The organism is Runella aurantiaca, from assembly GCF_003339505.1.
Taxonomy (GTDB): Bacteria; Bacteroidota; Bacteroidia; order Cytophagales; family Spirosomataceae; genus Runella; species Runella aurantiaca.
The window spans coordinates 20,723-34,259 of sequence record NZ_QPIW01000046.1; the positions used below are offsets into that span (position 1 = coordinate 20,723).

At 42.8% G+C, this 13,537-nt stretch carries 11 protein-coding genes and 1 tRNA gene; 6 read left to right on the plus strand and 6 right to left on the minus strand.

The features are described from left to right. Nucleotides 1-39: 39 nt before the first annotated feature. The 3 genes from DVG78_RS29205 (at nucleotide 40) to DVG78_RS29215 (ending at nucleotide 2,736) form a co-directional block, all read left to right on the plus strand. Nucleotides 40-1,089, plus strand: coding sequence for a response regulator (locus DVG78_RS29205; protein WP_114464547.1), 1,050 nt, complete (start codon nucleotides 40-42; stop codon nucleotides 1,087-1,089). Between the two features lie 62 nt (nucleotides 1,090-1,151). Continuing rightward, nucleotides 1,152-2,255: a hypothetical protein gene (locus DVG78_RS29210; protein ID WP_114464548.1), complete on the plus strand. Its 1,104-nt coding sequence runs from the start codon at nucleotides 1,152-1,154 to the stop codon at nucleotides 2,253-2,255. Then, nucleotides 2,233-2,736 carry a P-loop nucleotide/nucleoside kinase family protein gene (locus DVG78_RS29215; RefSeq protein ID WP_229598350.1) on the plus strand — a complete coding sequence of 168 codons (504 nt, stop codon included), beginning with the start codon at nucleotides 2,233-2,235 and terminating at the stop codon, nucleotides 2,734-2,736. Before DVG78_RS29210 ends, DVG78_RS29215 begins: the two co-directional genes overlap by 23 nt. A gap of 31 nt (nucleotides 2,737-2,767) precedes the next feature. On the opposite strand, the gene DVG78_RS29220 is transcribed toward DVG78_RS29215, so the two are convergent. The 6 genes from DVG78_RS29220 to DVG78_RS29250 all read right to left on the minus strand — a co-directional run bounded on the left by DVG78_RS29220 (nucleotide 2,768) and on the right by DVG78_RS29250 (nucleotide 9,953). Further along, nucleotides 2,768-3,139, minus strand: a complete 372-nt coding sequence (locus DVG78_RS29220) for a hypothetical protein (RefSeq protein WP_114464550.1) — start codon at nucleotides 3,137-3,139, stop codon at nucleotides 2,768-2,770. Nucleotides 3,140-3,158: 19 nt separating this feature from the next. Then, the gene (locus tag DVG78_RS29225; protein ID WP_114464551.1) at nucleotides 3,159-4,556 is read right to left on the minus strand and encodes an alginate export family protein; all 1,398 of its coding nucleotides are present in this window, start codon (nucleotides 4,554-4,556) and stop codon (nucleotides 3,159-3,161) included. 249 nt (nucleotides 4,557-4,805) lie between these two features. Continuing rightward, complete coding sequence (locus tag DVG78_RS29230) at nucleotides 4,806-5,750, minus strand: hypothetical protein (protein WP_114464552.1); 945 nt, start codon at nucleotides 5,748-5,750, stop codon at nucleotides 4,806-4,808. 973 nt (nucleotides 5,751-6,723) lie between these two features. Continuing rightward, nucleotides 6,724-8,478 (minus strand): tetratricopeptide repeat protein, encoded by a 1,755-nt coding sequence (locus tag DVG78_RS29240; protein WP_229598351.1) that lies wholly within the window; start codon nucleotides 8,476-8,478, stop codon nucleotides 6,724-6,726. 220 nt (nucleotides 8,479-8,698) lie between these two features. Continuing rightward, on the minus strand, nucleotides 8,699-9,520 hold the full coding sequence (locus tag DVG78_RS29245; protein ID WP_114464555.1) for a DUF6602 domain-containing protein: 822 nt from the start codon (nucleotides 9,518-9,520) through the stop codon (nucleotides 8,699-8,701). Nucleotides 9,521-9,879: 359 nt separating this feature from the next. Further along, nucleotides 9,880-9,953: transfer RNA gene (locus tag DVG78_RS29250), tRNA-Arg, on the minus strand. A gap of 132 nt (nucleotides 9,954-10,085) precedes the next feature. On the opposite strand from DVG78_RS29250, the gene galK reads away from it, so the two are divergent. From galK to DVG78_RS29265, 3 genes are all read left to right on the plus strand, one after another. After that, a complete protein-coding gene (gene galK, locus DVG78_RS29255; protein WP_310589141.1) occupies nucleotides 10,086-11,255 on the plus strand; it encodes a galactokinase in 1,170 nt (389 codons plus the stop codon). Nucleotides 11,256-11,315: 60 nt separating this feature from the next. Further along, nucleotides 11,316-12,956, plus strand: coding sequence for a glycerol-3-phosphate dehydrogenase/oxidase (locus tag DVG78_RS29260; RefSeq protein ID WP_114464557.1), 1,641 nt, complete (start codon nucleotides 11,316-11,318; stop codon nucleotides 12,954-12,956). Between the two features lie 136 nt (nucleotides 12,957-13,092). Beyond that, complete coding sequence (locus DVG78_RS29265) at nucleotides 13,093-13,413, plus strand: heavy metal-binding domain-containing protein (RefSeq protein ID WP_114065682.1); 321 nt, start codon at nucleotides 13,093-13,095, stop codon at nucleotides 13,411-13,413. Nucleotides 13,414-13,537: the final 124 nt, after the last annotated feature.

Sequence of the window (13,537 nt, forward strand, 5' to 3'; positions counted from 1 at the left end):
GTACTGAATTGTGACACGATGCATGATTAACTTAACTTTATGAAAACTATTCTCTTAATAGAAGATAACAGAGGGATTCGTGAAAATACAGCTGAGATTTTGGAAATGGTTGGATATAACGTTCAAACTGCCGAAAATGGGAAAATTGGGGTAGAAAAGTCGCTGATAAATAAACCTGATTTGGTCATTTGCGATGTTATGATGCCCATATTGGACGGTTATGGAGTGCTCCAAATTTTTAATACCAATCCTAAACTTTGTTGTGTACCTTTTATATTTCTTACCGCCAAAACCGACCGTAATGATTTTCGAAAAGGAATGGATTTGGGGGCAGATGATTACATTACGAAGCCTTTTGAAGAAAGTGAGTTGCTAAGTGCCATCGACAGCCGGCTAAAACGAGTAGCTCATCTTAAGGCCAATAATGGGGCCTCTGGGCTGACAAATTTAAATCATGTCACAGAAGAGTCTTCCAAAAAGGGGAATCTACAACGTATTTTATCTGAGCGAAAAATTCATGCCGTTCAAAAAAGACAATACATATATTTGGAAGGCGATGACCCAACACGGTTGTTTTATGTCAAGTCGGGCCAAATTAAAACGGTACGGGCCAATGCCGATGGCAAAGAGTTGATTACAGGCATATACAATACGGGTGACTTTTTGGGATATACAGCCTTTTTTGAAAGTGCCGACTACATGGACTCGGCCGTAGCCTTGGTCAATTCCGAATTAATTTATATCCCTAAACCCGAATTTCAACAATTGCTTCTGACCGACCAAGAGGTGAGTGAAATATTTGTCAAACTATTGGCCACTCAGATAGAGGTGCGAGAACAACAGCTGTTGGTCATGGCGTATAACTCCCTGCGGCGGCGGGTAGCCGATACGCTATTGCGTCTTCAAAACCATGATTCTACCAAAGCAATTCAGTTCTCGCGTGATGACTTGGCGGCTATGGTGGGTACGGCAACGGAGTCGCTGATTCGGACTTTGAGTGAGTTTAAGTTGGATGGGCTTATTGAGATGTCAACCTCTGGTGGTATCCAAATTTTACATCCAGACAAACTACGTCGTGCCCATTGGTAGGTTTTGTTTATTTTTACGAAATAGGCTGTTTATGCCTTAATCATAACCAACCTTGATGTGTCATGGTTTCTGTTCCTCCTCTTGTTGATTTTATCAAGTTTTTGTCAGACAAAACTTCTTACGACACTCCTACAGATGAGGTCTCAATCCTTCAAACCCACATTTCGGTAGTATCCCTGACGAGTCAGTTTGTGTATAAGCTAAAAAAAAGTGTTCTGTTCGACTTTCTGGATTTTTCCACCCTCAAAAAACGCTTATTTTATTGTCAAGAAGAAGTTCGACTGAATCAGCGGCTCAGTACTGATTTGTATTTAGGAATTTTACCCATTTATTGGGACGGGAACAAACTGAGTTTTCAAGCGGAGGGCGAAGTGGTTGACTATGTGATAAAAATGCGACGGCTTTCCGACGAAAATTTATTGATAAATCGTCTGAAATTGCCTGATTTCCCTATTTCCCAACTGGATTTATTGGCCAATCGCCTGCTAACGTTTTATCAAAATACACCTACTTCACCCGAAATTTCGGCATTCGCAAGCATTGAATCGATTAAAAGTACATTGCTTGAAATTACCTCAGATTTTAGCGATGCCACCAGTCAAACACTGAGCCCCTTGGCGGCCCTATGGATTAAAACGGCTTTATTTCAATTCATTGAAAGCAGTAAAGGCCTTCTGGAAGCGCGTATACAGCTGGGTAAAATCATTGAAGGGCACGGAGACTTACGCTCAGAACATGTTCATATTGAGCACAATACCGTGACCATTTATGATTGTATTGAATTTAGTCAGCGGTTGAGGTGCTTAGACTGGCTCAATGATTTGGCCTTTCTTTTGATGGATTTGGAATATCGTCATTGCTATCCGCAGGTGGTTTATCTTCAACACAAACTGCTGGCGGTGTTGGAAAAAGACGATGTGAGTTTGCTGTTGAATTTTTATAAAATTTATCGAGCCTGTGTTCGGGGCAAGGTCGATACCATCAAATTCAGAGAGCCAGAAGTATCGCCAGAGGTACGGCTGGAAAGCCAACAAAAAGCGGTTCGTTATTTCCAATTGGCCTTTCGGTACGCTGTTTTGGGTTCGATGCCGACGGCGGACGGCGATTGTGTGCATGGGGGGCGGCGCTACGGGAAAATCAACGTTGGCCACTGCGCTCGCCAATGAGTTTGGTCTTTCAGTCTTGAGTTCGGATGCGATACGAAAACAACGGGCAGGCATCGACCTTTACAAACGTTTGCCCGATGCTGAACGTGCACACTTATACGAAGCACAAGTGACCGAGGGCGTTTATCAAACATTGGCAAATAAAGGTTTAGCTGAAATCGACAAATTTGGGGCGGTGATTTTGGATGCAACCTACCGCAACAAAGAATATTTGAAGCAGCTACGAGTGATTTGTGAGCAAAGAGGGGTTCGTTTGGTGGTGATTCAAACCATGGCTACGGAGAAAACAATCCGGGAACGGCTGAAAAAACGGGAGGCCGAACCCACCATTTCAGATTTAAGAAACAGTGATTATGTCTCCACTCGTTTTGAAATAGAGTATCCCATAGAAGACTACGTTGACTTTTTTATCAAAGTTGATACTCAACGCACCATCGAAACATTAATCAATGACGATATTATTCCTTATTTTATGGGCTGATTTTTAGGTATTTAGCGCAGTTTTACTTCCGTTAGGATTCTTTTGTACGGTAAATCTGAGATTGTGCTTTGCCCTTTTGGTTTTGTTCCGTTAATGTCCAAAGGTCGGTGTTCTCGGTTTCATCCCACGAATAACCCGAATGACGAAGCACTTCCGCCCGTAATCCAAAAGTATTTTGAAAGGCTTCCACAAACAAACGAACGCTCATGTTGGGGTCAACTTTGAGTTCTGTTTGATGCTCAGCAGTTAATGAAAGCGCTTGTAAAGAAACTTGGGTGGCATTGTCGTCAATCAGTTGATGGGAGGGGGAGTAAATCCGTAATTTTAGAAATGGAAAATGCCGTTCCCACTGTTGATAAATCTGATGAACGGTAGCAAGGGAATTGAGGAAGAACGGTTTCATCGAAGTTTTTCCAGAGAGTTTAAAACCTAAAATTTAGGGTTGTCACGTTGTAAGTTATATTTTCCGAACCACCGCTATCTTCGAGGTACTTACCTGCTATATAATAGGCAAATTCATTGGAAAAAGAGACGTTTTTACTCAAATCCCACTCAAACGAAGCTCCCAACTGGGTGCCGATATAACTATCCTGCGTGCTTTTTCCTGCTCTGATGTTGGCCAAAGAGGGTGCGTACAGACCGTCATTTTTGTTTGCTCTCCAATAAAAATTGGCTTCTGCTTTAACCCTCAAGGTAGGCTTTAGATTCAGTTGAAAAGAAGGATGGATTCCTTTTAAATTCATTGAAGTCATCTTGTTCAACAAACCAAAGTAGGACGGGTTGTTAAACATGGGGTTAAACGTATTTAATTGTTGATCGGAGGCATTTTTATCGCCTGTTACGTACTCCAATTTGAGTCCTAGATTGGGTTTGTAGCGGGCTTCGCTCCATATATAATGCATATCAGATTGAAACGACCACGCACTGATGGTCGACTTGTCGATGCTGCCAAACTGGTAAATAATGCCCGAGTTATGGTTAAAGTGTTTGCCGTTTTCAATGAAAGTCCGAAATGCCAGTGAATGACGGGTTTCGAGGCCTGAAGCATTTTGGAATTTGGCATTAATCCGTTGATAACCATAATAGTACAGTTCTAAATTGCCCAATTTTTTAGGCAACGCAAAAGCGAAATTTAACCCCCAAAACTTGGGTGCATGACGAGAACTGTTGTTGAAAGGGTCGAATTGAGGAATGACTTCCAGCGCATAAAATCCCTCTATTTTTAACATATGAGATTTTGAAATTAATCTTGCTCCGTCAAAACTCCGGCGCATATTCAGCGCTTCGCGGAGTGAAACGATCCGACCCGTACCCCAGTTGAATTCTTGCCGTCCGGCAATTAACTTCAATTGGGTGGTTTCCAACGGCAACGTAAACTCGGCCAATGCCTGATGCAGGTCGAGTTTTTCGTATTGAGAAAAAACTTTTTGCCCGTAAAAGCCGTGGTATAATTCGCCGAAAACCCGGAAGTGTTTGCCTAATTGTAAGCCCGTATGAAGGGCAAGTCGGTGCCCGTAGATACCCTTGTCTTGCTTTGGATTGTCTGACCATGTATCGTTTTGGAAAACTTCATAACGGGTTCGTATTTGGCCGCCAATCGTAAAATTAACGCTGTGAGAAGGGTTGAGTGGAATTAGTTTTAATTGGTATAATAAGGGTTTAGTTGGCTTGTTTTTGCGCCAAAAGTCCTCATTTTCATCACTTCGCATCAATTTGTATCCTTCAAATACGGGTTTTATTTCTTGGGCTTTTGCGATTTGAGATAGAAAAAAAATGGCGAAGTAGGGCAATAGCTTTCTTGTGATTGTAAAGCGGTTCATGGTAGAATTTTATCAAACGTTATCGGGTCGAGGACATACGAAATACGTATAAAGGTATTGACAAAACCGCAATTTAGGTTGGGTAAAAAAAGAAATTTTCAAAACTAATGTAAAGCACAAAGCCCTGAACGAAAGCCTCGTTCAAGCAGAAGTAGCATTGCCGATAAGTTAGGTGTTTAAAATGACAAGCGGTTTAGCTAGGACTGAGTAGGCAGTCGTAGGGTCAATATTTATGCTTAACTGTTAGATTTAATACTGTTCAACCGTTTTTACAAAAAATAATGTTGGCTGTTCCCCTTCGTTTTCATCGGTGACAATTCCTTCCCATTCTTCTCCGCTAAATTCAATGGCGCAATATTGTTCATAAAATACAGCGGGATTGAAGTAGTGCATCAGTGCCAAAACAATCAGCGGAAATAAAAGGGGCCTCTCAAACGTACACGCCGAGGATACACAAGATTTTATCCCTTGATAACTTGTTTTGAAGGAGTTAAAATTGTCAAGAAATTTTTGAGGGGCTAAATGGTCTATTTTTGAGCGTTCTTCATGGGGTAAATGCTGCCGAAAGAGTTCTAATTCCTGTTGCAATTTGGCCAATAGGGTTTGCTTGTCGACTTTTACTCCTTCAAAAACGGTATTCCAAATGCTTTCGTCAGTTGTTTGATGGAGTTGTTCATAAGCACGGTTATCAATTAATGAAGTCAAGCGTTTGGTAAGTCCTGGGTAGGTATCAATTGTGTATATGCTATTTTCGTTGGTGCGAAAATAGACCTTCTCCTCTTTTTCTATGGTCCTGAATTCTCCTTTTTTCAGGCCTGAATAGCGTTGGAAGGCAAGTTCGAAGTGACTGACTGGAGGAATGACAGTTTGGTTGGAGCATTGTTTGCCCATTTTAGTAGGAATACTTTCGATGCCCGCCCCGTCAATTAGGGTCTTGACATTTGTTTTTAGCTTTTTCAACACGCCCTGATTTTCGGTTTTTTTCAATTCACTGTATTTTGTTAGCAGGTATTTGTTGAGGTTAGTGAGCATGGTAAAGTAAGACTCAGTATGTAGGCTTCTTTCTTTTGAAGAATCCCATTCTTCTTCAACAATCGTTTGATTCAGTGAAAACGACACTTTTTCAGTATCGTCAATGATCTGGCAGTATAGATTTTTTTGCCTTCCTTGATTTAGGTAATAGGCTATTTTCATAAGTAGGTAGCTTTAGTATACTTTTGTAAGCAATGGTCGTTAGTAGAATTACAATTTTTGTGCCAAAAAGTAGACTAATAACCATATAGGTGTATTTGTGCCTGATAGTGAGTGAGTTATCGAGTTAATTTTAAAAGAAAAAAAATCAATGTTGGACGTGCAATGTAAGGGTATTCTCTCGGTAGTAATTCAGCCATAATGTTTTTGGTATTAGTTACTTGAATTTCCTTATTGGTATATAAAATATATTTTTGGTATCTAATGATGATTCTTTCTTTTGAAGTAAATACAACTGGCCAATTACGAAGCATTTTTTGTGGCAAAAAATGCAGATGTTGGAGCATCATTGCCTGCCTGCATTCATAAGGTAGAGTAGTATTTAAGTAATATTTCATAATGCTCAATAAAGCTCATTGTAGAAAGATTTTGCAGGATTGAGCATCTGCTTTGTGTTGAACGAAGGACGGTTTTTGTCGGGAAATTACAATTTTGACATTCCTAGGTATTGTCTTTTAAGGGCTATAAAAATTTCTTATGGCTAGGCGTATTAGACATAAATTAATGCGAGTGGTGTGGTGCTATACGTTAGAAAATCAACGAAATAGGCGCACAAATGGGGCAGATGAAAATTTCGTTGAAGATTTATTTTATATTTTAGGTATAATTTACTATTTTTGAATAAGTGAAATAATTTATTTTATTTTCATAACGTTGAGTATATTAAAGAAACCCGTGTGGCAATGCCATACGGGTTCTTTCATTTTTGATGCCCGTATTTTTTGCTTCGCAAATCAACGGGATGTATCGGGGAAGTATTTTAGCAATGCCGTTTTTTAAACCTAATAAGCCATGGATAATGAGCTTGAAAAATTACAATGTTAGATTGCTAATAATCATATAATTATGTGGTCTAAAGTCTGATTTTTGGGAATTAAAAATGTTGATAGGGCTGCAGGACAATCCTTAAAAAAGCCTAAAAATCGTTCGTGATTTTTGATTTCAAGTCTTTATCAGCCCATTTCCAAGCATCATTCAGTAGTGTTTGTGTTTTTTTGGCCTCTTCAACGGCTCCCTTTTTCATCTGTGCCTGATGAAGGCCCGCCAGCGCCCAACCATTGCGCGGAAATACCGCTAAATCGTCATTATATACGGTTGCCGCCTCATCGTAACTTTTGGCTTTTAGAAGCGCCGCGCCCAAACGATGGCGCACCGAAAAGAACCAATCTGGTGGTTCTTGATAATTCAGGGCATCTTCCATCACGACGGCTTCGCGTAGCCATTTGATGGCCGAAGGGAGCTGCCCTTCCTGCACCAAAATTTCTGCTTTCAAGACTTGACGGGCTATTTTGAGGATGGCAGTCATGTGATTGATTCCACTAATGGTCAGTTGAGCGATGTCAGGGTCAGCCATTTGTTTTTCGAGTTGTTGGAGTTCTGTTTTCGCCTGTGCCAGTTGGTGTTTGCCAGCCAAAGCCATTCCCCGGGCGTAGTGACGAATAGCGGTCGGATATTTAAGCCGAACGGTATCCGACTGACACATCCTGAGCAGTTCATCCCATTTTGAAAATTTGATTGCCACGTGATAAGGAACGCTGTAATAATGCTGAAGCGTAGCCCAGGCGGGATCAGCCATCAACTTTTTGTGGGTGTTTTCCGCCACCTTCTGCGCCGACTTCATGGCCCATTGGTAATTGCCTTCGAGGGTAGCCGTGGCCACCAACAGGTGATAGTTGTGCGGAAAGTAATAAAGCGGAAAAGCGCCTTGGGCGTGGTTTTGCATCAGGTAAAGGCTATCGACTTCCACGGCTCGCCAGTTACTCAATGAGCCTTCGTGGTAGTTGCCCGTACGGATATAAATGTGCGAGGGCATGTGTACCAAATGGCTAGCATAAGGGGCTACTTTACCGAGAATTGTGGCGCTCCTGAGTCCGCGCTCGGGCGTTCGTGAGGCTTCAATGGCGTGTATATAATAGTGATTGAGGGCAATGTGGTTGGGGTTGCGCACGAGCAGTTTTTCCAAAGTCGCAACAATGCCCGGTGTCCAAGGTTTGGGGCGGCCGTCGTGCTCCCATAAATCCCACGGGTGCAGATCCATGAGCGATTCGGCGTAAAGGGCCGCAATGTCGGCATCGTCGGGAAATTGTTCGTGAACTTGCTGTATTGCTTTCGAATAAGCTTCATCGTAGGCCCTGCGGTCTTCAACGGGTTTGGCGGAATAGCGTTTGGCCAAAGCATTAATCAAAGCCTTTTCCTTATCGGTACAATTGGCCGAAAATTGCATTGCCTGCCTCACTGCCCTATACGCACGCTCGTAGTTGTCGGGTTCCATCCCTGCATTGTAGTTGGGGCCCAACACGTAACTAAAGCCCCAGTAGGCCATGGCGCAGGTGGAATCCAGCCGAATGGCTTCGTAAAACGAACGCGCCGCCTCGGCGTGATTAAAGCCAACGGCCAACATAAGCCCCTGATTAAAATACTTTTGCGCCTCGGGGCTTTTGGTGGTGATGGGAAAACTCAGGTCGCCTAGACTATCAAAACGGGCTGCTTTCTGCCCCGAGCTATACCAAGCTTTGTCGCTGGGGGCGGTCCCGCAGATAATTTGGGCCGTTGTTTGATTATTGGCGGTTTCTTTGGTTTCCTTTTGGGGTTGACAAGCCATTGTGAGGCCTAAGTAGAGCAAAACCCACACCGACAATTGGTGCCATTGAGGTCTGTTTGCAGTCATCATTTTGGTAGAGAGATGGTTTCTCCCGTTTTTTGAGCGGTAGAAGTTGAGTAATGGGGACTATTTCGGGTAAAAGACGTTATAAATATACCCATGATTCATAAAAAAACCATGCGTATTCTGTTTTTTATACCCTTTGTGGCTTTACTGCATCTTTCGATTTTGTTGAGGTAAGTACAAAAAAGGCTCGATTGTTTGTACCGTTATACACTTCCATTAATTATTAATCTTTTAGATAATAATACAGTTCTGGGATGTATAAATTCACTCCTGATAGTCCTAAAAATAAAAATTGAGCGAATTCATACATTTCTAAATAGGGAAGGTCATCCGTTTTTATTGTATAAAAAAACTGAGCTAAGGTTTGACCTGGTAGTATTGGATAAGGGGTTAATTTCATTTCAGGACCTCTATATAACAGAAGTCCTCCATCATCCACTGACAAAATAAGATTGTGCCAGTAGCGAGGCGGAATGTCTTGTTCATATATGTCATTAGAGTCCATCAAGAATGGATCAAAAGTTAATTTGTTGCAAACTAGGCAGGAAAAAAAATCGTTAAATGGATTGCCTATAATCTGACTATCACTTTCAAGTGAATTATAGCACTTGAATTTTTTAAGATTATTCTCATTTCTTAACATTTTATTTCTTGCCATCTTATTAAGAGCTTTCTTAAAATCTGTATAATTTAATACGGATTTTACCTCTATAATTCCACCTACTGTTTCAGCAGGAAAAAAAGTTTGATTTTGAGAATCTTTTATTAGAGGTGTTTGATCAAAATCATAAAATATCAGGTCGCACTGGGTACTTACCTCGTCGATTGAATTTACAATGAAGCCCGTGCCAATACTAAATCGTTGCGGTATAAGTTGTTTTAAAAAGTCTTTAACGATTTTTTCCCTATATGACCCGAACTCTCCATTATGAAATATTCTTTTTTTCTCTGGATCATAAAATATATCTTTTGAGATGGCGCTGAAATTAGTCCTGAATTGAGCTGTTTCTGCTTCTAATATCTTTTTTATGATTCTATTTCCCATGCTAAAGCTGTTTATTATCAAAAACCTTCAAAGATTTTGTTTTTTCACTTGTAACAAATTTACTCTCCAAAAACTTTAAACACTAAATCATCATTGTATTCTGGTTCAGCTGCGCCGAAATACCCTTCGGTCACGGTGATGGAACTGTGGTCCAGCGAATAGGAAACCATGTGCACATCTCTAGTGATTTTGCAGGGAATGTTTGCTCGTATATGTCCAGTATATAGTAGGAGAAGGTTATTTCAGCCATCGGTGTTATATTGCCCGACGCGTGGCGATACGTAAATGTACAAAAAGTGCCTTTAAAGTCAATTAAAGGCACTTTTTAAATCGTAATGAATCGTATCGAGTCAGAAAAGTGATCCCATTTGGACTCGAACCAAAGACCGACAGATTAGAAATCTGTTGCTCTATCCAACTGAGCTATGGGACCGTTTTTAAATCTGACCGCAAAAGTAAGCCTTTTATGGGTTTTTGGCAACAATCCTGCAAAAAATTGTAAAACCCCCGTCAAACTTTCTATTTTTGTGGCCTCAACTGTCTCCCATAAATCATCGTTGTGCCCGTGAATACCTACCCCGATAAGATTGCCGAAGCATTTGTGCACGTTTTTGGTAAAAAGCCTTCGTTTATTGTTCGTGCCCCTGGCCGTATCAATTTGATTGGCGAACATACCGATTACAACAACGGGTTTGTACTGCCCGCCGCGATTGACAAGGCCATTTATTTTGCTATTGCTCCTCGTACCGACCGCCTGTGCAAACTCTACGCGGCCGATTTGGACGATGCGTACGAGTTCGCGGTCGATAAACCGCTCAAATCCTCGAAAAGCTGGGCAAATTACCTGATTGGAATGGTCAGCGAACTGGGGGTAAACGGCCACGTCATTGACAAAGGTTTTGAAGTGGCCTTTGGTGGCGATGTGCCCAACGGTGCTGGGCTATCATCATCGGCGGCGGTGGAGAGTGGGATGGGCTTTGCGTTGAGTAAAATGTTTGCGCTCAATGTTCCGCGTTTGGAGTTGGCGCTGACTGCCCAACGCGCAGAGCACAACTTTGCGGGGCTGCAATGCGGCATTATGGATATGTTTGCCTCCATTCACGGCCAAGAAAATGCGGTTATCCGTCTCGACTGCCGTGATTTGAGCTTTGAATACTTTCCGTTCGATTTGTCTCATTACAAAATAGTACTCTGTAATTCGGGCGTCAAACATACCTTGGCCGAGTCGGCCTACAATACCCGTCGTCTTGAATGTGAAGAAGGCGTGGCGATTTTAAAGGAATTTTACCCCACCATTGAAAGCCTCCGCGATGTAACCTTGGCGCAGGTCGAAAGCCATCGGGCCGAGATGCCCGACAATGTTTATCGCCGCTGCCGTTACGTCACGGCCGAGATAGCGCGGGTGGTGGCGGCCTGCGAAGACCTACAAAAGGGTGATTTGGTGGCCTTTGGTCAAAAAATGTACGCTACCCACGAAGGCTTAAGCAAAGACTACGAGGTGAGTTGTGACGAATTGGATTTCTTGGTACAACAGGCGCATCAATTGCCCGTTGACGATGTTCTTGGGGCACGATTGATGGGTGGTGGTTTTGGCGGTTGCACGATTTCAATCGTAAAAACAGAAGCCGTAGACCGTTTCATCGAATCAATGTCACTGGCGTATGCCAACCAATATCAACGAAATTTGGCTACTTACGTCGTTACCATCACCGATGGCGTAGGGGTTGTCGCTTAGTTTTATCGCATATACCTATTTATATCATTATCTCGCTTCTCATTACTTACTTCCAATTCCATGAACCGTACCCAAGACCTTCAACGACTGCAAAAAGAAACGTTTGATATTTGTATCATTGGTGGAGGGGCCAGCGGAGCGGGTTGTGCGTTGGACGCTGCCCTTCGGGGTTTCAAAGTTGCCTTGATTGAAAAAAACGATTTTGCGGCTGAAACCTCCTCAAAATCAACGAAATTGATTCACGGCGGCGTACGGTATTTGGAGCAAGCCTTCAAAAACCTTGACTTTGCGCAGTTGAAGCAAGTGCGTCATGGGTTGGAAGAGCGGCAGATTGTGTTACAAAATGCCCCGCACCTTGCCCGACCTCTGCCTTTGTTGACGCCCGTGTTTAGTTGGTGGGAAGGACTCTATTTTAGCATCGGCCTGCGGATGTATGATTTTTTTGCCAAAGGAGACTCCTTGCCAAAAAGTCGGTGGTTGAGCAAAAAAGAAACCATGCTACGGATGCCTTCGTTGGACGCCAAAAAACTCCACAGTGCGGTTCTTTACTTTGACGGTCAGCTCGATGATGCTCGTTATTGTCTGGGCCTTGCCCACGCGGCGGCGGAGGCGGGTGTGGCGGTTGCCAATCATTTGCAACTGATTGATTTTGAAAAAGATAACAGTGGCAAACTGGAAGGTGCCGTGGTAACTTCTACACTTGATAATGGTATTGAGTCACCTTTTTCGATTAAAGCCAAACTTTTCATCAATTGTACGGGGGCAATGGCAGATCATGTTCGCCTCAAAGCAAATCCGACGCTTTCTCGTCGGATTCGTCCCAGTAAGGGCGTCCACGTTGTGTTGCCGTATGAAGTCTTGAAAAGTGACGATGCCATGCTGATTCCGAAGACCAGCGACGGTCGGGTGGTGTTTGCCATTCCTTTTGAAGGTCAATTACTGTTGGGAACCACCGATACCGACTATACTCAATTGGAGAACGAACCCCTGTTGGAAGAAAAAGAAGTTGAATTTTTGTTGGATACATTGGCACCGTATTTGGCCAAGCGCCCCGATAAGAGTCAGGTAAAAGCGGGTTTTGGCGGTTTGCGCCCGTTGTTGGCGGCGGGAGAGTCTGATTCTACCAAAAAACTCGTGCGCGACCACGAAGTAGAATACGACGAGTCTTCCAATCTGGTGAGTCTATTGGGTGGTAAATGGACGACCTATCGGTACATGGCGAAAGAAACCATCGACAAAGCGAGTGAATTACTCGGTGCTGAGCGTCCATGTATAACGGCTGACCATGTGCTGGTGGGTGGCGAGGACTTTGCTTTTGAGGATTGGAAGATTATTCAAACGGTCTACCGCCTAGCCAAAGACATTGCCAAACATTTGATCCGAAAATACGGTAGCCGGGCCCACAAAGTAGCCCGACTGACGCAAGAAAATATCGTATGGTCGCAACGTTTGGTGGAAAAATTCCCTTTCATTCAGGCCGAAGTGATTTATCAGGTTCGGGAAGAAATGGCTTGTACGCTGCGTGATGTATTGGCGCGGCGGATGCGCCTCGAAATCATGGATTGGGAAGCAACCCAAGAGGCCGTGCCCGTAGTAGCAAATCTGATGGCGCAGGAATTGGGTTGGACGCAAGCCCATAAACAAAAGCAAATAGATGAATACCTTCAATTGGTGCAATCGTTTATCAAATCTGCTGAATAAGGATAGAATCTATGCATGTTCATGGATAATTTAATGCGCTAGTAAGGTACAAAGACCGTTGTTCCTGTTTTCTATCGTAACAGTCTTTCAATATGACGTATATTGCATCAACAAATAACCATTCTACGTTACATCGATGCTCATTACTACTACCAACAACATTGAAGGAAAAACAATCACCAAGTACATTGGTTTGGTCAACGGAGAAGCCATTATTGGCGCGAATCTTGTCAAAGATTTTTTTGCTGGAATAAGTGACATTGTGGGGGGACGCTCGGGTGCTTATGAGCAAGGCCTGCGTGAAGCCAAAAGCATTGCCCTCAAAGAAATGATTGATCAGGCCCAACGACTGGGGGCCAATGCCATCATCGGAGTAGACCTTGATTTTCAGACCATTGGCGGCAACGGTTCCATGCTCATGGTCAGCGCCAACGGCACGGCCATTGTCTGTGAGTAATCAGGCTTCCCTTGGAAATTACTTTGGACTTTGTTTTTCTTTAAAAACCCCAGCTAACTATTGCTGGGGTTTTTAACTTTTGATTAACTTACCACAGAATAATACAACATTTACAAATTTTTCA

Coding starts and splice junctions, on each gene's coding strand:
- DVG78_RS29265 (WP_114065682.1), top strand. CDS start 13,093: ATGCTCATTACTACTACCAACAACATTGAAGGAAAAACAATCACCAAG.
- DVG78_RS29245 (WP_114464555.1), bottom strand. CDS start 9,520: ATGGGAAATAGAATCATAAAAAAGATATTAGAAGCAGAAACAGCTCAA.
- DVG78_RS29225 (WP_114464551.1), bottom strand. CDS start 4,556: ATGAACCGCTTTACAATCACAAGAAAGCTATTGCCCTACTTCGCCATT.
- DVG78_RS29260 (WP_114464557.1), top strand. CDS start 11,316: ATGAACCGTACCCAAGACCTTCAACGACTGCAAAAAGAAACGTTTGAT.
- DVG78_RS29210 (WP_114464548.1), top strand. CDS start 1,152: ATGGTTTCTGTTCCTCCTCTTGTTGATTTTATCAAGTTTTTGTCAGAC.
- DVG78_RS29220 (WP_114464550.1), bottom strand. CDS start 3,139: ATGAAACCGTTCTTCCTCAATTCCCTTGCTACCGTTCATCAGATTTAT.
- DVG78_RS29240 (WP_229598351.1), bottom strand. CDS start 8,478: ATGATGACTGCAAACAGACCTCAATGGCACCAATTGTCGGTGTGGGTT.
- DVG78_RS29205 (WP_114464547.1), top strand. CDS start 40: ATGAAAACTATTCTCTTAATAGAAGATAACAGAGGGATTCGTGAAAAT.
- DVG78_RS29230 (WP_114464552.1), bottom strand. CDS start 5,750: ATGAAAATAGCCTATTACCTAAATCAAGGAAGGCAAAAAAATCTATAC.